At 63.8% G+C, this 17,803-nt stretch carries 18 protein-coding genes; 8 read left to right on the top strand and 10 right to left on the bottom strand.

The genetic code is table 11. The annotated features are described in order from the left end of the window. Positions 1-5 precede the first annotated feature (5 nt). Both QQL76_RS03415 and QQL76_RS03410 read left to right on the top strand, forming a co-directional pair. Complete coding sequence (locus QQL76_RS03415; RefSeq protein WP_499206388.1) at positions 6-845, top strand: shikimate dehydrogenase family protein; 840 nt, start codon at positions 6-8, stop codon at positions 843-845. Beyond that, complete coding sequence (locus tag QQL76_RS03410) at positions 842-2,734, top strand: bifunctional sugar phosphate isomerase/epimerase/4-hydroxyphenylpyruvate dioxygenase family protein (protein WP_499206387.1); 1,893 nt, start codon at positions 842-844, stop codon at positions 2,732-2,734. Before QQL76_RS03415 ends, QQL76_RS03410 begins: the two co-directional genes overlap by 4 nt. A gap of 21 nt (positions 2,735-2,755) precedes the next feature. On the opposite strand, the gene QQL76_RS03405 is transcribed toward QQL76_RS03410, so the two are convergent. Continuing rightward, on the bottom strand, positions 2,756-3,772 hold the full coding sequence (locus tag QQL76_RS03405; RefSeq protein ID WP_499206386.1) for an amidohydrolase family protein: 1,017 nt from the start codon (positions 3,770-3,772) through the stop codon (positions 2,756-2,758). 27 nt (positions 3,773-3,799) lie between these two features. Continuing rightward, entirely contained in the window at positions 3,800-4,543 is a 744-nt protein-coding gene (locus QQL76_RS03400; RefSeq protein WP_499206385.1) for a GntR family transcriptional regulator, read from the bottom strand. Between the two features lie 238 nt (positions 4,544-4,781). On the opposite strand from QQL76_RS03400, the gene QQL76_RS03395 reads away from it, so the two are divergent. Genes QQL76_RS03395 through QQL76_RS03375 form a run of 5 tightly spaced genes read left to right on the top strand, consistent with a single transcriptional unit; the run spans position 4,782 to position 9,368 of the window. After that, the gene (locus QQL76_RS03395; RefSeq protein ID WP_499206384.1) at positions 4,782-5,837 is read left to right on the top strand and encodes an ABC transporter substrate-binding protein; all 1,056 of its coding nucleotides are present in this window, start codon (positions 4,782-4,784) and stop codon (positions 5,835-5,837) included. Further along, entirely contained in the window at positions 5,834-6,658 is an 825-nt protein-coding gene (locus QQL76_RS03390) for an ABC transporter ATP-binding protein (protein WP_499206383.1), read from the top strand. Before QQL76_RS03395 ends, QQL76_RS03390 begins: the two co-directional genes overlap by 4 nt. Continuing rightward, a complete protein-coding gene (locus QQL76_RS03385) occupies positions 6,636-7,466 on the top strand; it encodes an ABC transporter permease (protein WP_499206382.1) in 831 nt (276 codons plus the stop codon). Before QQL76_RS03390 ends, QQL76_RS03385 begins: the two co-directional genes overlap by 23 nt. Next, a complete protein-coding gene (locus QQL76_RS03380; protein WP_499206381.1) occupies positions 7,466-8,452 on the top strand; it encodes an asparaginase in 987 nt (328 codons plus the stop codon). The genes QQL76_RS03385 and QQL76_RS03380 overlap by 1 nt, the downstream gene beginning before the upstream one ends. Before the next feature lie 22 nt (positions 8,453-8,474). After that, on the top strand, positions 8,475-9,368 hold the full coding sequence (locus QQL76_RS03375) for a polysaccharide deacetylase family protein (protein ID WP_499206380.1): 894 nt from the start codon (positions 8,475-8,477) through the stop codon (positions 9,366-9,368). A gap of 55 nt (positions 9,369-9,423) precedes the next feature. Here QQL76_RS03375 and QQL76_RS03370 read toward each other — a convergent pair whose 3' ends face one another. Then, positions 9,424-10,125 carry a ZinT family metal-binding protein gene (locus QQL76_RS03370; protein ID WP_499206379.1) on the bottom strand — a complete coding sequence of 234 codons (702 nt, stop codon included), beginning with the start codon at positions 10,123-10,125 and terminating at the stop codon, positions 9,424-9,426. Between the two features lie 170 nt (positions 10,126-10,295). On the opposite strand from QQL76_RS03370, the gene QQL76_RS03365 reads away from it, so the two are divergent. Next, on the top strand, positions 10,296-10,574 hold the full coding sequence (locus QQL76_RS03365) for a nitrate reductase (RefSeq protein WP_499206378.1): 279 nt from the start codon (positions 10,296-10,298) through the stop codon (positions 10,572-10,574). 4 nt (positions 10,575-10,578) lie between these two features. Here the strand turns inward: QQL76_RS03365 and QQL76_RS03360 are convergent, their stop codons facing one another. From QQL76_RS03360 to QQL76_RS03330, 7 genes are all read right to left on the bottom strand, one after another. After that, positions 10,579-11,850, bottom strand: a complete 1,272-nt coding sequence (locus tag QQL76_RS03360) for an ABC1 kinase family protein (protein ID WP_499206377.1) — start codon at positions 11,848-11,850, stop codon at positions 10,579-10,581. 148 nt (positions 11,851-11,998) lie between these two features. Next, on the bottom strand, positions 11,999-12,961 hold the full coding sequence (gene speB, locus QQL76_RS03355) for an agmatinase (RefSeq protein ID WP_499206376.1): 963 nt from the start codon (positions 12,959-12,961) through the stop codon (positions 11,999-12,001). Continuing rightward, positions 12,958-14,397: an aldehyde dehydrogenase family protein gene (locus QQL76_RS03350; protein ID WP_499206375.1), complete on the bottom strand. Its 1,440-nt coding sequence runs from the start codon at positions 14,395-14,397 to the stop codon at positions 12,958-12,960. Before QQL76_RS03350 ends, speB begins: the two co-directional genes overlap by 4 nt. After that, a complete protein-coding gene (locus QQL76_RS03345; protein WP_499206374.1) occupies positions 14,394-15,137 on the bottom strand; it encodes an MBL fold metallo-hydrolase in 744 nt (247 codons plus the stop codon). The genes QQL76_RS03350 and QQL76_RS03345 overlap by 4 nt, the downstream gene beginning before the upstream one ends. After that, entirely contained in the window at positions 15,134-16,159 is a 1,026-nt protein-coding gene (locus tag QQL76_RS03340; protein ID WP_499206373.1) for an ABC transporter ATP-binding protein, read from the bottom strand. The genes QQL76_RS03345 and QQL76_RS03340 overlap by 4 nt, the downstream gene beginning before the upstream one ends. Beyond that, positions 16,156-16,929 carry an ABC transporter permease gene (locus tag QQL76_RS03335; protein WP_499206372.1) on the bottom strand — a complete coding sequence of 258 codons (774 nt, stop codon included), beginning with the start codon at positions 16,927-16,929 and terminating at the stop codon, positions 16,156-16,158. Before QQL76_RS03335 ends, QQL76_RS03340 begins: the two co-directional genes overlap by 4 nt. Continuing rightward, positions 16,926-17,777, bottom strand: a complete 852-nt coding sequence (locus QQL76_RS03330; RefSeq protein ID WP_499206371.1) for an ABC transporter permease — start codon at positions 17,775-17,777, stop codon at positions 16,926-16,928. The genes QQL76_RS03335 and QQL76_RS03330 overlap by 4 nt, the downstream gene beginning before the upstream one ends. Positions 17,778-17,803: the final 26 nt, after the last annotated feature.

The following is a 17,803-nucleotide window of genomic DNA, read 5'->3' as shown; positions in this document are numbered from 1 at the left end:
AGAACATGTTTCGGCTCGGATTGATCGGTGACAACATCAAGCGCTCCAAGTCGCCCATGCTGCACCGGTTGGCGGGCAAGCTTTGCGGCTTGGACGTCACTTACGAGCCGCTGATCCCGGCCGACATGGGTCTCGATTTCGACGCGGTGTTCGATCAGTGCCGTGAGAGCGGCTTTCGCGGCATCAATATCACCTATCCCTACAAGGAGCGCGTGTTTCCGGCGTTGAACGTGCCCGATCCCCGCGTGCGGGCGATTGCTGCCTGCAATACGGTGATCTTCGATGCCGATGGCCCGTCCGGCACCAACACTGACTACACCGGCTTCGTCGCCGCGTTCCGTGAGAGCCTGCCGGGCATGAAGCCCGGCACGGTCGCCATGGCGGGTGCCGGTGGGGTCGGCAAGGCGGTGGCCTTTGCGCTCGCCGAACTCAAGGCGACCGCGCTGAACATCTTCGACACCGACGCCGTGCGTGCCGAAGCGCTGGCAAACGCGCTTCGCGCAAATGCTCCCGGTATGACTGTCTCGGTATCCCCCACGATCGAGGACGCGACAGAAGGCGCCGACGGGATCGTCAATTGCACGCCCCTCGGCATGTCCGGCATTCCCGGCACAGCTGTTCCTTCAGCTCTCATGCCGAAGGCCGGCTGGGCGTTCGATGCGGTCTATACGCCGGTCGACACGCAATTCCTGATGGACGCGCAAAAGCGCGGATTGGCAACCATCAGCGGCTACGAACTCTTCTTCCATCAGGGCATCGACGCGTTCCACGCCTTCACCGGCGCAAGGGTCGATACGAAGGAACTGCGCCATGCGCTGAGAGCAGAGGCGCTGGAGCAGGCATGAAAACCTCGATCGCCACCGTCTCGATCAGCGGCAATCTGACCGAAAAACTCGCAGCCATCGCCCGCGCCGGCTTCGACGGCATCGAGATTTTCGAGAACGATTTCCTCGCCTTCGATGGCTCGCCGCGCGATGTCGCCAAAATGGCAGCCGATGCCGGTCTTGCGATCACGCTCTACCAGCCGTTCCGCGATTTCGAGGGACTGCCGGAGCCGCAACGCGCCCGCGCATTCGATCGGGCGGAGCGCAAGTTCGACGTCATGCAGGAACTGGGGACCGACCTCATCCTCGTTTGTTCGTCTGTTTCGCCAATCGCCATGGGCGGCATCGATCGCGCGGCGGACGATCTTGCCGCACTCGGCGCGCGTGCCGCGAGACGCGGCCTGCGCATCGGCTATGAGGCCCTCGCCTGGGGGCGGCATGTCAACGACCACCGCGACGCCTGGGAAATCGTGCGGCGCGCCGATCACCCCAATGTCGGCCTCATTCTCGATTCCTTTCACACGCTCGCGCGCCGCACGGATCTGAAATCCATCCGCTCGATTCCGAAGGACAAGATCTTCTTCGTGCAGCTTGCCGATGCGCCGGCGATCGACATGGATCTGCTCTACTGGAGCCGTCATTATCGCAACATGCCGGGCGAAGGCGACCTGCCCGTTCCGGCCTTCATGGCAGCCGTCGCCGCAACAGGCTATGACGGCTACCTGTCACTCGAGATCTTCAACGACCAGTTCCGCGGTGGATCGCCGCGGGCGATCGCCGTCGATGGGCATCGGTCGCTCATCTGGCTGATGGACCGGATCCGGCGCGACGAGCCCGCTTTGAAGGTCGACCTTCCCGACATGCCTGCACCGATCGGCGTCGAGGGCGTCGCGTTTGTCGAATTCGCAACGGACAAGAAGGGCGCGGCCGACATTGCACGGCTGTTGTCCGCGATGGGATTTTCCGAAGTCGGCCGGCACGTCTCGAAAGACGTCGCGCTGTGGCGCCAGGGCGATATCAACATTGTCGTCAACACCAACAGTTCAGGCTTCGCGCACTCCTCCTTCCTCATTCACGGGACTTCGGTCTACGCCTTCGCTCTCTGGACCGACGATGCGCAGGCAACGGTCGAGCGTGCCCGTGCACTCGGCGCGGAACCGTTCGAGCAGGAAGTCGGCCCGGGCGAGCTCAAAATCCCCGCTATCCGTGGCGCCGGTGGCGGCGTGATCTATTTCCTCGACCGGAACTCCGATCTCTCCAAGCTCTGGGACATCGACTTTGCTCCTGCCGATGGCGCTTCGCAGGCGAACAGCGCCGGCCTCACCCGCATCGACCATGTCGGCCAGACCATGGAGCATGGCGAGATGCTGTCATGGCTTCTCTTCTACACGTCCATCTTCCGTGCCCACAAAACCCCGACGGTTGACGTCATCGATCCGGCCGGCGTTGTGCGCAGCCAGGCAATCGAATCCGATGACGGCGGCTTGCGCCTGACGTTGAATGGCGCCGACAACCAGCGCACGCTGGCCGGCCACTTCATTTCCCAAAGCTTCGGCTCGGGCGTGCAGCACATTGCGTTCGCGACGGACGACATCTTCGAGACGGCGGCGTCCCTGCGCCGGGCTGGCTTCACGCCACTGGCGCTGTCACCGAACTACTACGACGACGTCGAGGCCCGCTTCGGACTGGAACCCGAACTTGCCGACCGGTTGAGGACGGAAAACATTCTCTACGACCGAGACGAGACCGGCGAGTTTTTTCAGCTCTACGCTCCCACCTGGGGCGAAGGCTTCCTGTTCGAGATCATCGAACGACGTGGAGACTATCGTGGCTACGGTGCCCCGAACGCGACGTTCCGGATCGCCGCGCAGAAGCGTCACATGCGGCCGAAGGGCATGCCGACCGCCTGAAGGCGACCGGCATTCTCCCAATCATTTAAGCTTCAACAGGCTTTCGGCCGTGCCACCGAGCACCGCCTGACGATCGGCGTCCGACAGGGACTGCTGCCGATCGACCACATCGACGGGCGCATCGTGCCCCATGTCGAAGCAATAATCCGAACCGAGCATGATCCGGTTGGCGCCGACCTGATCGACCAGAAAGGACAGACCGGCGTCCGAATGGGAAATCGTGTCATAGTGGAAGCGCTTGAGGTAGCTGAGCGCGCCGTTCTCCATGTGCTTCAGTTCGGGCCGTCCCATCGCCCAGCCATGGTTCAGACGTCCTGCAAGAAACGAGAACGCGCCGCCCGCATGCGGCAGAACGATGTCGAGCTTCGGAAAGCGATCCATAACGCCGCCGAAGATGAGATGCGCAGCGGCGACAGCCGTATCGAACGGATTGCCGAGCAGGTTTGCCAGAAAATATGGCTTCAGCCGGTCGGTCATGCCGATGACCTTCAGGGGATGCAGGAAGATCGGCCAGCCCATCGCTTCGATGCGCTCGAATACTGGCAGCAGCCGCTCATCCGACAGGTCCCAGTCGCCGATCGCCGTGCCCATATAAACGCCGCACATGCCGGGCGCATCCTTGACGCGCTCCAGCTCCGCCAGCGCTTCTTCAGCGTGGTTTGCCGGGATCATCGCAAGGCCCACAAGCCGATCGGGAAACTGCTCATGCGCCTCCACAAGCGAATCGTTGAAGGCGACGGACAGCGCCCGCGCCACCGGCGCATCGGCAAAATAGACCATCGGCTGGGTGAGCGACAGCGCCTGGACGTCGACGCCCTGTCGATCCATGTCGGCGATGCGCATGTCGAGATCGGTGAAGCGCTTCTCCAGAGGCCCCGCATGCAGCGGACCGACATCGATGATCGTGCCACGCGGATCGCGCCGCACACAGGCACCGCACTTGCAGCCCTCGGTTTCGAGCGCCGCGATGTAGCGTTCCGGAAAATAATGCGCATGGATATCGATCCGGCGCGCGCGGTTTTCGCTCGTGTCTGTCACATGTCACCCTGGTGTTTGTAAAAAGGTCTAGGCCTTGCCGCGGAGAGCTTCGGCTGCGGAACGATTTGCCGGCTGACGGCGCGCCTGAGCTTCCGACATCTCGATCGCGCTGATCAGATATTCCGCCGTGTTGCGCGAATGGGCCTCGATGACTTCCTGCGCTTTCGCGACATCGTTTCGCTCGCAGGCCGTCAGCAGATCCCAGTGCTCGCGCTGCGACTGTTCGCGCCCACGCACCGAGATATAGAGCCGCACATAACGTTCGACGTTCGAGCGGAACTGGTCGATGGTTTCGAGGAGGCGCGGCCAGCAGCAGGCATCGTTGATTGCGGCGTGGAATTTGCGGTTGAGCTCCGGCCAGCTGTCGTTCGCGTTCTCGTCGTCAATCAGCCGGTCCATCGCCTCCAGCGTCTCGCGCATGCCCCGAAAATCCTTCGGGCGCAGATTTTCCAGCGCCTTGCCGACCGCAAGACGTTCCAGTGAGCCGCGAATGGCAAACATTTCGCGGATATCGGCCGGGTCTAGCCTGGCCACTTCGACTCCGCGATACGGATAGACGACCACGAGCCCCTCGGCCTGCAACTGCTTGAGTGCCTCGCGAACAGGCATGCGGCTGACGCCGAGCGTGGCGGCGATTTCGTTCTGATCGAGCTTGATGCCTGCAGGCAGCCGCCCGTCGACGATGGCCGAGCGGATGAGGCCAAGAACGATGTCTTTGCGGCTCATGGGCTGGCTGATCAGCCGCGCCTCTTCCTGCGAAAGTTCGATCATCAATTCGGCTCCTCGTCCGACGGTCTTTTGTTCAGCAAAGCTACGACGTTTGCAATCAGCTGCGCCTCGCTCAATTTCTAGGCGTGAAGGATGCATGCCCAAAAATCATCTTGATATCCGTGATCTAATATATTAGTCGTCAGATCACAAGCGGATTTTCCCGCACAGGATCGCTTCCACGAGACGGACGCAGAGCCGTGGCGATCGACCCGAAAACCAGAGGCCAGGATCAATCATCATGTTGCACACTCTACGCGCCGTCAGCATCACCGCCGCCGCTTCCGCAGCGCTTGCGCTTTCCGTATCCTTCGCCGCGGCACAGGATCTGGAAACCTTCACCTTCATGTTTCCCGTCGAGAGCGTGAACCAGTTCCACCCCTTCTACATCGCCGACGAACTGGGCTTCTTCGCCGAGGAAGGCCTGGAAGTGTCGTTCCAGGACGCGGGCGGATCGAGCGCGGCCATCCAGCAGGTCATCGCAGGCAATGCCGACGCCGCGCTTCCCGCACCGAGCGCATTCCTCAACGCCGTCGCACAGGGCTTCGATCTGAAGTGGGTCTATTCCTACCAGTACGCGAACATCTTCACGCTGGCCGCCACCGCTGAATCCGGCATCACGACGATCCAGGACCTCAAGGGCCGGAGCGTCGGCGTATCCGATCTCTCGGGCGGCGAAGTGCCACTCGTGCGCGCCGTCCTCGAAGAAGCCGGCCTGACAGGCGAAGACGTCAGCCTCATTCCAGTCGGCGACGGCTCGGCACTGACCGTCCAGGCGCTCGAATCCGGCCAGGTCGATGCCTATTCGTCGAGCCTCTTCGACATCGCCGCGATCCAGTCGCGCGGCATCGACATGGTCACGATCCTGCCGCAGGAAGCTCAGGACTTCCCGGCGAACGGCGTTGTCGTCTCGGCCGAGCTTCTCGCCAGCGATCCGGACAAGATCGAAGGCTTCCTGCGCGCCGTCGCCAAGGGCGTCGTCTACGCAGCCGCAAATGACGAGCGCGCCTTCGCCATGGCCAAGGAAATCCGGCGGGAAGAGTTCGAGGACGAAGCGATTGCCGCTCCGAACTGGGAAGTTGCCCGACGTTTGAAGACCCCGCCGGCCGCGCTGGCAGAGGAGCCCTTCGGCACGCATTATCTCGAAGGTTTCCAGGCCTATCACGACTTCCTGCGCCAGGGCACCGAGGAAGAAGGCGCGTTGCCGACCGACGTCGATCTCTCGGTTGCGCTCGACAGCTCGCTGATCGAGGCGGCAAACGAGTTCGACCGCGCGGCCGTGGAAGCCGCACAATGATGGCCGCACGCATCGACAACGGGACGCCGCTCGAAAGAGCGGCGCCTGCCGAAACCATCATCGACGTCAAAGGTCTCGGCAAGACATTCACCTTGGATTCCGGTCCGGTGATCGCGCTCGAAAGCGTCGATCTGACGATCCGCAAGGGCGAGTTCATTTCCTTTGTCGGCCCCAGCGGTTGCGGCAAGTCGACCTTGCTCAACATGGTGGCCGGCCTTCTGCCGGCAACTGAAGGCGCAGCGACGCTCAACGGCCGCGCGATCAACGAGCCATCCCGCCAGGTGGGCTTCATGTTCCAGACAGCCGTTCTCCTGCCGTGGCGCACGGTCGAGGAAAACGTGCTGATGCCGGCAGAAGTCTTCGGCACCAAGAGCGAAGCCACGCGCCAGAAGGCGCGCACCGTGCTTGAGGCCGTCGGTCTGCGCGATTTCATGAACGCCTATCCGCGCCAGCTCTCGGGCGGCATGCAGCAGCGCGTGTCGCTCGCCCGCACGCTCACCTACGAGCCCGATGTTCTCCTGATGGACGAGCCGTTCGGCGCGCTCGACGAATTCACCCGCGAAGCGATGAACCTCGAGCTGATGCGCATCACGCAGGCGGCAGGCATCACCGTGCTTTTCGTCACGCACAACATCACCGAGGCCGTCTTCATGGCCGACCGCGTCGTGGTCATGACGCCCCGTCCGGGCAAGGTTTCCGGCGTCATCGATGTCGAGCTGCCGCGCCCGCGCACGATCGACCAGATGCAGAGCCAGACCTTCACCGATCTCATCTTCAAAGTCAGAGGAATCCTCGGCCATGGCCAAGACAGTCACGCTTGATGCCGAGCCGGTGAAGGCTGCATCGCCCTATAAGAACGCCAACCAGGAACTGCGCTACAAGCTCTACACGCTGGCGATCATCGTGGTGATCCTGGCTGCGTGGGAACTCGCACCGCGCATGGGCCTCGTCTCGCCGATCATTTTGCCATCCTTCTCGGCCGTCGTCGGCGCCCTGATCTCGCTCATGCAGCAGGACTTCTTCCTGCGCCACTTCTCCGTCACGCTGACGGAAATCCTCATCGGCTTCGTGCTCGGCACTTCGATCGGGCTCGCGCTCGGCATCGCATTGGCGGTCTGGCCAACGGCGAAGCGCATTGCCTACCCGTTCGTCGTCGGTTTCCAGGCGATCCCCAAGATCGTCTTCGCGCCGCTCTTCATCGCCTGGTTCGGTTTCGGCATGAGCTCCAAGGTCGTCATGGCCGTTGTGATCTCGTTCTTCCCCGTGCTGATCAACACGCTGGTCGGCCTGGAAAGCGTGCCGGAAGATGCCCGCAAGCTGATGCGCTCCATCAAGGCCACGCCGCTGCAGACATTCCGCAAAGTGTCGCTGCCGCATGCATTGCCGGTCATCTTCGCCGGTGTGAAGGCTGCGCTCACCTTCGCCGTCATCGGCGCGATCGTCGGTGAATTCGTCGGCGCTTCCGAAGGCCTCGGCTATCTCGTCGAACTCTACAAGAACCAGCTGCGCATCGACCGCGTCTTCGCCGTCATCGTGATCCTCGCGGCGATCGGCGCCGGTGGCTACTTCCTGCTCGAATGGCTCGACCGCAAGCTGATCTTCTGGCGCACCGACGCTCAGGGCAAGTGATGCCGCGCGTCACCATCATCGTGCTCGGCGGCACCATCACCATGGTGCCGCAGGCATCCGGCGGCATTGCGCCGTCGGTCAGCGGCGACGATCTGGTCGCCGCCGTCCCGGCCCTTGTCGATGTCGCAGAGATCGATGTCGTCACGCCGTTTCTCGTGCCAAGCGCATCGCTCACCTTCGCGCAAATGGCGACCGTGGCCGACATGGTCACGGCGGCTGGCGCGAACGGCGCCGATGGCGTCGTCGTCGTGCAGGGCACCGACACGATCGACGAAACGTCGTTCCTCTTGGATCTCGCCTGCGAGACCGGCCCGGACCATCCAGCCATCGTCGTCACGGGTGCCATGCGGGGCGCAGCCGCACCGGGCGCCGACGGCCATGCCAATTTGCTCGCTGCCGTCACGGTTGCGGCAGCGCCCCAGGCGAAGTCGCTCGGCACGCTGGTCGTGCTCAATGACGAAGTCCATGCCGCACGATACGTGCAGAAATCCGACACGGGCCTGCCCTCGGCCTTCACTGCGCCGGGACTTGGCCCCATCGGCACCGTGACGGAAGGGAGCTTCCGGCTGCGCCTCCTCCCGGTAACGTTGCCCCGCCCCGCCTTACCGATCGCGGAAGCAGCGCCGGTCGCCATCATCCAGACCGGGCTCGGAGACGATGGCCGCCTGATCGATACCCTTGCCGATGCCGGGTTCCAGGGTGCGGTCATTGCCGCCATGGGCGCAGGCCATGTGCCGGCTGCCATAGTGGAGCGCCTCGACGCGCTTGCCCGATCGATGCCGGTCGTGCTTTCAACCCGAGTCCCAGGCGGCACGGTTTTCGAAAACAGCTATGGTTTTGCCGGCTCGGAAATGGATCTCATCCGTCGCGGCCTGATCCCCGCGGGCCTTCTGCCCCCGCACAAGGCGCGGCTTCTGCTCGCCTGCCTGCTGGGCGCCGGGTTCGCCACCGACGAGATCGAGACGCATTTCAAGGCTTTTGCCTGATCCATCACGAAAGGCTTCATTCATGTCCGATCCGATCATCGATGCGGCGCGCATCCGCAGCCGCCTGCCCTATGAGCCGATCACGCAGCGTCCGAAACTGAAGCTGCCGGACGGCAAGCGCGTCGCGGTCTGGACGATCGTCAATGTCGAGAACTGGTCGCCCGCCGGCGCCATGCCGCGCGCAGTCCTCTCGCCGCCCATGGGCCAGCCGCTCCTACCGGATATCCCCAACTGGGCCTGGCACGAATACGGCATGCGGGTGGGCTTCTGGCGCTTCCTCGAAGCCCTGTCGAGCCGGGGGCTGAAGGCAAGTTTTGCGGTCAACGGCACGGCACTCAGCGTCTATGAGCCCGCCTGCCGCGCTGCGCTGGACGCCGGTTGGGATTTCGTCGGCCACGGCTATATCCAACGGCCGATGCACAAGGTCGAGGACCAGAAGCAGTCGATCATCGACACGGTCGAAGCGATCCGCGCCTTCACCGGCAAGGCGCTGCGCGGCTGGGAAAGTCCCGGCCTTACCGAGACAGAAGACACGCTCGATCTCCTGGCCGAAGCAGGCATTGAATATGTCTGCGACTGGTGCCTGGACGACCAGCCGGTGACGATGCAGACCCGCTCGGGCCCGATCGTCTCCGTGCCCTATTCGGTCGAGATCAACGACGTCGTCATCACCGCAGTACAAGGGCACCGCTCAGACGAGATCTATCTGCGCGGCGTCGACCAGTTCGACCGGCTCTATCAGGAAGGGGCCGACAACGCCCGCGTGATGGCCATCTCCATCCACCCCTACCTCACCGGCGCGCCGCACCGGATCAAATATCTCGAAATGCTCTACGACCACATCCTGAGCCATCCCGATGTGGCGCTGATGACCGGCTCGGAGATTCTCGACTGGTACAAGACCGAAACGGCCTGACCGTTAGCTTCGAAACTGATGAACGCCCCGGCAGTCGCTGCCGGGGCCGTTAAAGTCAGTGGGCGATCATTTCCGCAACGATCGCATCGGCCGACAAAGCTGCCGGATAATAGGTCGGCCAGTTTGTCACCTCCGACAGCAGCGCTTCGCGGTCGTTGCCCCAATAGAGGTGGTAGTGGTCGGATGCCGACGGCGCGATGCGGTGGTCACTGAACTGGATGAATTGCGGGGCATCCGCGTCGCCCTCGGTCTTTTCGAAGATGAAGCGCACGCCGCGGTTGCCGGCTTCATAGGTCAGGATCTCATATCCGTCGCCTTCGTAGCGCGCCGAAACGGTCGCTTCGCCCCGATGGAACGTGACGCTGTCACGGCCGATCTCGATCCGATCGACATCGGTGCGATAGCCCGTTTCGTAATAGGCCTTGTACTCGTCCTCCGACTTGTCACCCGTCTCGGCCTTGTGCGCCATGACCGGATCGAGCGTGCCATCCTGGAGAAGAGAATAGACCGACTGCCAATCGCCGCCCCAGTCGGAAAGCGGCCGGTCGCGCACCTCCGCATCCTCGAACTCGCCGCGATAGATGCGCTCGGCATCCGCATTATGGTCGTGACCATGGGCGTGGTCATGGCCCGCGTGGCCGTTGGCTTCGGTGTGGTCATGCGTGCCCGACGCCATGGCCGGTGACGGCATGGCGGTGAGACCAGCGAAAAGCACAGAAAACACGGCGACGGAGGCGGCGAGGCGGATGCGGTTCATGCGATACTCCATGATGTGACAATCGAAAAAGGCAACCGAGCGCCACGCCTGCCTTCTGGCCGAAGGACGAGACACCGGCGCACGGCGTTGATTGACAGCGCAGTACGTTATGTTATTTCATTCGTCAAATTTATTTTACGTTATACCGTTACAAGTGTGAGGCGACCTCAGTGCGTTTCATCAACCCGTTCGCGCCACGCAACCCGGAAGGCGTGCAGGCCCGCCAGATCAAGACATGGGTCCGCGCCGGGTTCGATCTTGAAGAGGATGCCGCGGTGTCCGTCGCGCAGCTCGCCTGCCCGGATGCCGGCTGTCCCGATGTGGAAACGGTGATCGCCATCGTCCGCCCCCGATGCCGCCCCCAAAAACTCCGCATCCTCGCCCCACTCGCCGCCGTGACGGAAGCGGATATTCGCGCGCTGCAGAGCAAGTGCGACGCCGGTTCTTAGAGCCTCACACCGGTCCGATGAACGCCCGGTACGGCGCGACGATGTGGCCGAGATCGACGCGGGCGCGCAGTTTGGCGGCGAGCAGGTACATGCCGCCGATCTTGCGGTGCAGGAACAGCGTTTCGGCCGGCGGCACATGCATCAGGTCGCGGTCCGTGCCGATGGTCTGGCCCATGGCGCGCAGGCGCTCCAGGAGGTCGGACGCCTTGAAATCGAAGGGCGTCGGCTGGCGCAGCGGCACCATCGCCGTCTGGAACATGCGGATGATGAGCTCGCGCTGCATGGCGGGCGTCTTCTCGCCGAAATAACCGATCTTCAGCATCGCCGCGCGGATCGCCTCGCGCTCATTGTCGAGCCCGGCAGAAAGCAGCGCGCGGAAATCCTTGCCTAAGGCCACATCGAAGGCGCGCACCGCGCCGAAATCGAGAAGCACGATGCGACCCGATTGCGGCTCGTACCGGTAATTGGCGAGGTTCGGGTCGGTTTGCATCGCGCGAAAGGCGAAAAGTTCGCGCATCACGAGGTCGATGAGCCGCTCGGCGACCCGGTCCCGTGTCTCTTGCGGCTCCTGCGCCAGCGCATCGAGCGGCACACTCTCGACGAAGCTCATGGCCAGCACGCGCGGCGTGGAGAATTCTGGGACATGGGCCGGCACGAGGAAATCGGCAGAACCCGACAGAAGCGCACCGAAGCGCACGAGCCATGCCGCCTCGCGCTCGTAATCGGCCTCGTCATGCAGCTGGCGCTTGGCCTCAGTGAGAAGCGGCACAAGGTCCATGCCCGGCGGCACGAGGCCCGGCAGGCGGAACAGGCTTGCGATGTTGTCGATGTCGCTGTCGATGCTGTCGCGCACGCCCGGATACTGAACCTTGATCGCAAGGTCGCGCCCATCGAGGCTCTGCGCCCGGTGCACCTGTCCGATCGAGGCGGCGGCGAAGGGCACCTCGTCGAACCGGGCAAACCGGGACCGCCAGCCCTCGCCCCATTCGGCATCGAGCACGCGGCTGAGCTGATGCGGCGCCATGTGACGCGCGTCGGCCTGCAGCGAGGCAAGGATGGACGCCATCTCCGTCGGCAGCACGACACTCGGATCCATCGACAGCATCTGGCCGAGTTTCAGCGCAGCGCCGCGCATGTGCGACAGGCCCTCGGTGAGCCGCATCGCGTTGGACGGCGTCAGCAGCATGGAGGAGAGCTGCGGGCGCTGGCCGGAAGCCATCTGCCGCAAACCCGAAGCCGCGGCATTACCGGCAATGCCGGCCGCAATGCCACCCATGCTGAACAGCCGCGACAGCCGGCTTGAAGGGATCGCGGATCCTTCTCTTCTTCGTCGCTCGGTCAAGAATGTCGCCTCGATTGCTGCCAGCACCTATCTGGCGCGGCGGCAACGCTTGTCGAGGCGGCGTTCAACAATCAGGCAGGGATCAACCCGCGTGGCCCTTGCCGACACCCGGCAGGACGCACAGCATTTCATAAAGCAGGTTTGCGCCGATCAGCGCCGTGTTGCCTGAAGGATCGTAGGGCGGCGAGACTTCGACAAGATCGCAGCCGACGAGATTGAGACCGGCAGCACCGCGCACGATCTCCAGCCCCTGCCAGATCGTGAGGCCACCCGGCTCGACCGTGCCCGTGCCCGGCGCGAATGCAGGGTCGAGACTGTCGATGTCGTAGGTGAGATAGACCGGCGCATCGCCGATGATTGCGCGGATTTCGGCCATCAGCGGCGTCAGCGATTTGTGCCAGCATTCCTCCGCCTGCACGACCCGCCAGCCGCGCTCGCGGCCCCAGTCGAAATCGGCAGGCCCGTAGCCGGTGCCGCGCAGGCCGATCTGAAACACCTTGTCGTTGATCAGGCAGCCGTCCTCATAGGCGCGGCGGAACGGACAGCCATGGGCGACCTTCTCGCCGAACATCTCGTCGTTGATATCGGCATGCGCGTCGACGTGGATGAGCGCGACCGGCCCGTGCTTTTCCTTGATCGCCCTCAGGATCGGCCAGGTCAGCGTGTGGTCGCCGCCAAGCGTCAGCGGGATCACGTCATGGGCAAGGATGCCGCGATAGAACTCCGTGATGATGTCGACAGATTTCTTCAGATCGAAGGTGTTGATCGGCACGTCGCCGATATCGGCCACCTGCAGATGCTCGAATGGCGCCGCGCCCGTTGCCATGTTGTAAGGCCGCAGCATTCGGGATTCGTCGCGGATCTGGCGCGGACCGAGGCGCGTGCCCGGCCGGTTCGACGTGCCAATGTCCATCGGAATGCCGACGAAGCAGGCGTCGAGGCCTTCCGCGGTGGGTTGGCTCGGCAGCCGCATCATGGTGACCGGCCCGCCGAAGCGCGGCATCTCGTTGCCGCCGAGCGGCTGGTTGAAGCGGTGCGTCGTCATGCGGTTGCGCTTTCCGGAAAATGCAGCGTCTTGATTTCGAGGAAGTCTTCGAGCCCCAGGAGCCCGCCCTCACGCCCGTTGCCGGACTGCTTGTAGCCGCCAAACGGGCTGCCATAGCGGTGCGGCCCGCCATTGATGTGAACCATGCCGGCGCGAAGGCGGGACGCAACGCGCTCGGCGCGCTCCCGGTTGCCGGTCTGCACATAGGCGGCAAGCCCATAAGGCGTGTCGTTGGCGATCTTGATCGCCTCTTCCTCTGTGTCGAACGGGATCAGGCAGACGACGGGCCCGAAGATTTCCTCGCGCGCGATGCGCATGTCGTTGCTGACATCCGCAAAGATCGTCGGCCGCGCAAAATAGCCTTTGGAAAGCCCGGCCGGCCGTCCCGGGCCGCCGGCCACGAGCCGTGCGCCTTCCGCGACACCGGCCTCGATCAGCGCCTGCACGCGGCCAAACTGCGTGTCGCTGACGAGCGGTCCCATCCGGTCGCCTTCCTGCTTCGGATCGCCGACCTCCTGGGCTTCCGCCGTCTCACGCGCAAGGTTCACGACCTGATCGTAAACGCTGCGCTCCACCAGCATGCGGGTCGGCGCGTCGCAGCTCTGGCCCGTGTTGTTGAACACCTCGCGGATACTAGCCGGCACGCGGGCCTCGAGATCGGCATCAGCGAAGACGATGTTCGGCGATTTGCCGCCGAGTTCGAGCGTGACCCGCTTGACGCTCGGCGCAGCATCCTGCGCCACCGCCGTTCCACCCCGCGTCGAGCCGGTAAAGGACATCATCTGCACGTCCGGGTGGCGCGAGAGGGCCGCGCCAACCTCCGGCCCGGTGCCGTTGACGAGGTTGAAGACCCCGGCCGGAATGCCGGCTTCATGGATCATCTCGGCATAGAGCATGGCATTCAGCGGCGTCAGCTCGGACGGTTTGAGAACCGCCGTACAGCCCGTCAGAAGCGCCGGGATCACCTTCAGCACGATCTGGTTCATCGGCCAGTTCCAGGGCGTGATCAGCCCGCAGACGCCGATGGGTTCGCGCAGCATCGTATCGCCGTTTGGCAAAACCTCGCGCCATTTCAGCCGGTCGAAGGCGGCTAGAAACCCTTCCAGATGGCCGATGCCGACATCGGCCTGCTGCCCCTGGCACATGGTCGCCGGCGCGCCGAGTTCCAGCGTGATCGTCTCCACCATCTCGTCGTATCGGCGCTTGTAGACGGCGAGAAGCCGCTCGCAGGCCGCCCGCCGCTCCGCCGGTGATGTCGTCGACCAGAGCGGAAACGCCCGGTTCGCCGCCGCCACCGCCCGGTCGATATCGGCCGCGGTGCCGAGCGAGATCACGCCGATCTGCTCTTCGGTGGCCGGATCGATGACCGCGTGGTCGCGCGGCGTCACCGGATCGATCCAGGCGCCATCAATATAGAACTGGCGTCGCTCGATCATGCGCCCGTCTCCTTCGTCTTCAGCCATTGGGTGATGATGTCCCGGTGCCGGGCACCCGAGTAGCTCGGGAAATGACCACCATGCACGATTGTCACGGGCAGCGTCAGCAGGCGCTTCATGCTGCTTATGTAGTCCGCCTGATCTTTTGCCGTGCGGCCCTCGATCAGTTCGCCGTCATAGACGATGTCGCCGGAAAACAGGATGCCCGTCGCCTTTTCGAACAGCGCGATACCGCCCGGCGAATGGCCTGGCGTGTGGATCACCTCGAAGGCGCGGTCACCGAGATCGATGACATCGCCTTCCTGCAGGATCCGCGTCGCGGGCGCCGCCTTCACGTCGTAAAGCACCGAGCTGTAGGGCTCGGGCGGCAGCGCCGTGAAGATATCGTCCGTCACGTAGTCGGCGGCAAGCGTGTTGGTGCGGTCGGGATTGGCCAGAATATTGGCCTCCGCCGCGTGGCAGAGCCGGCACTCGAATTCATGATGGCAGCCGACATGGTCGAAATGCGTGTGGCTCGCCACCGCATCCAGCGCGCGCTCGGTGACGAGCGGCACCCATTCGCGCAAGGACACGACGCCCATGCCGCTGTCGACCAGCATGTCGCGGTCGCGTCCCCGCACGTGCCAGACATTGCAGCGGAAGAATTCGAGAATATGCGGCTCGTCGATCCAGGTCACGCCATCGGAGAGCGGACGGATGCGGTACCAGTCGTCGGGCTTTGCCCGTTGCAGCGCGCTCATCGGTCCTCCGCAATCAGCACATGATGGTCGGCATAGAGCTCGCTGACGCTTCCCTCCACCGGCACGGCCGATTGGGGCAGATGCGCGACGATCCTGAGCTCGGGCGCGGAAATCGGCGCATAATGGCAGCGGTGATGGGTTCCGAAGAAGGCGGCATCGACGAGTTTGGCCGGCCCAAGCGCGAGGTCCCCGCTGCCGCCGATCGCTTCCGGCCGGATCAGCAGCGCCGTCTTGCCGTTCGCCGCAAGCGGCAGGCGTCCGAGCGGCGTATCGAGGCCTTCGCCGGTTCCCTGTCCGTCTATCCGATTAATCTCGCCCATGAAGGCGGCGGAAAAAAGCGTCCGCGGCTGGAGGTAGACATGCTGCGGCGCGCCGACATCCTCGATGCGGCCGGCATTCATCACGACGATGCGATCGGCAAGCGCCATCGCCTCCTCCTGGTCGTGCGTGACGTGGATGAAGGTCGTTCCGACGCGCCGCTGAATCGCCTTCAATTCGTCCTGCATCTGGCGGCGCAGCTTGAGGTCGAGCGCGCCGAGCGGTTCATCGAGCAAAAGCACATCGGGGTCGACGGCAAGGGCGCGGGCGAGCGCGACGCGCTGGCGCTGACCACCGGAGAGCTCATGTGGCCGGCGATGCCCGGCATCCGGTAGCCCGACGAGCGCAAGCAGTTCGCCCGCACGGCGATGCCGCTCCTTCCTGCCGACACCCCGCATCCTCAGGCCGAACCCGACGTTGTCGATCAGGCTCATATGCGGAAAGAGCGCGTAATCCTGAAACATCGTCGTCGTTGGCCGGTCTTTCGGCTGAACATGCGTCATGTCGCGCCCGCCGATCATGACCTTGCCGCTCGTCGGTTGCAGGAAGCCGCCAAGGATCGAAAGCAGCGTCGTCTTTCCGCATCCCGATGGACCGAGCAGCACGATGAACTCGCCGGCCTCGATCTCGAGCTCGACGGCATGCAGCGCCCGAACCTCGCCGAACTTCATGTCGATGGATTGGATCGAAAGAGCGGCGGTCATCGGCGAACCTTGCGGAAGACGGTGAGCTCCAGAAGAAGGAGCAGGCTGACGGAGACGAGGAAGACGAGGCTGCCCACCGCATTGGCACGGGGCGTCAGCCCAGAGCGCAAGAGCGACCAGATTTCCACCGGCAGCGTCACGTCGAAACGGGTCAGCAGAAACGCGATGATGAACTCGTCCCAGCTGAAGGTGAAGGAGAGAAAGAACGCCGCCAGCATCGATGGCATCAGCATCGGCGCGGTCACGAGCGCAAGCACCTTCACCTCGGACGCACCAAGATCACGCGCCGCCCGCTCCGCATTGCGGTGGTGGTCGCCTATCGCCGCGTAGAGGATCGCGAAGCAGAGCGGCAGGTTGATCACCACATGGCCGACGCCGGCGGTCCAAAGCGACAGGCCGATGCCGGTCCGATTGTAGAGAGTGAGCAGACCGAGCGCGATGATGAGATAGCTCACGGTGAATGGCGCGATCAGCACCACCCGCATCAGCAGTGTCCCCGGCAGGCGGTAGCGCGCCAGCGCCTGCGCCGCGAGAAAGCCGAGAAGGAGCGCGATCGCGGAGGAAACCGCAGCGACGATGAGGGAATTGCCGAGCGCCGACATCAGCCGCCGGTCGCCGAGCACATCGGCATACCAGCGGAGCGACGGCCCGTTGAAGGGCGGCACCGGCAGGCGTCCGTCCTGGAAGGAAAACAGCACGAGCATGCCGACTGGCAGGAAGATGAAGCCGAGCGCGACGGCGAGGTAGATCCAGGCGAACGCGCGCGTCATAGCCGGTCGATCCGAAGCCAGCGCGCGCTGAAGAGATAGGCGAGCGTCACGATTCCCATCAACACAACGGCCATGGCCGAAGCCATTGGAAAGTCACCGCGCCGGCCGAGCTGCATCATGATGAGCTGCGGCAAGGTCAACTCGTTGTTGCCGCCGAGAATCTGCGGCGTGATGTAGTCGCCGATGCAGAGCACCAAAGTGAGAAACGCGCCGGTCATCAGGCCGGGCAGCGTGAGCGGCAGGATCACATGCCGGAATGTGGCCAAGCGCCCTGCGCCCAGATCCTGCGCAGCGCGGGCGTAGTTCGGCGAAAGCTCCTTCAGATTCGCGTAGATCGTCAGCGTCAGAAGCATGACGAAGAAGTGCACGAAGCCCGTCACGGTGGCAAAGCGCGACGCCGACATGGAAATGGGCTCACTGATGACGCCGAGCGTCATCAGCGTCTTGTTGATCACCCCGTTCTGCCCGAGCACCAGCAGCCATGAGTAGGACCGCACCACGTAAGACGTCCAGAACGGCAGGATGGTGAGGATCAGCACGAGACGCTGCCAGCGCTCCGGCACCCGAAACGCGATGATCCAGGCAAGCGGATAGGCAAGCACCATCGAAATCACCGTCACGGTGACCGTGATCTCGAGCGAGACGACGAGTCCGCGCAAAAGCGACGGCTCGGTGAAGATGCGAATGTAATTGTCCGGAAAGAAGCCGGTGACGACGCTGCGTCCTTCCATCTTGGCGAAGCTCAAGGCCAGCATCATCAGGAAGGGCACGACGAAGAAGGCGGTCGTCCAGATCAGGGCGGGAGCAACCAGGCCCCAGCCCTGCCGGTTGTCATGTGCGCGCGCCACGGCCGTCACCGTCCGCTTTCAAACCG

The organism is Rhizobium albus, assembly GCA_030160035.1.
GTDB lineage: Bacteria > Pseudomonadota > Alphaproteobacteria > Rhizobiales > Rhizobiaceae > Georhizobium > Georhizobium albus.
This window is presented reverse-complemented; position numbering and strand designations above follow the sequence as displayed.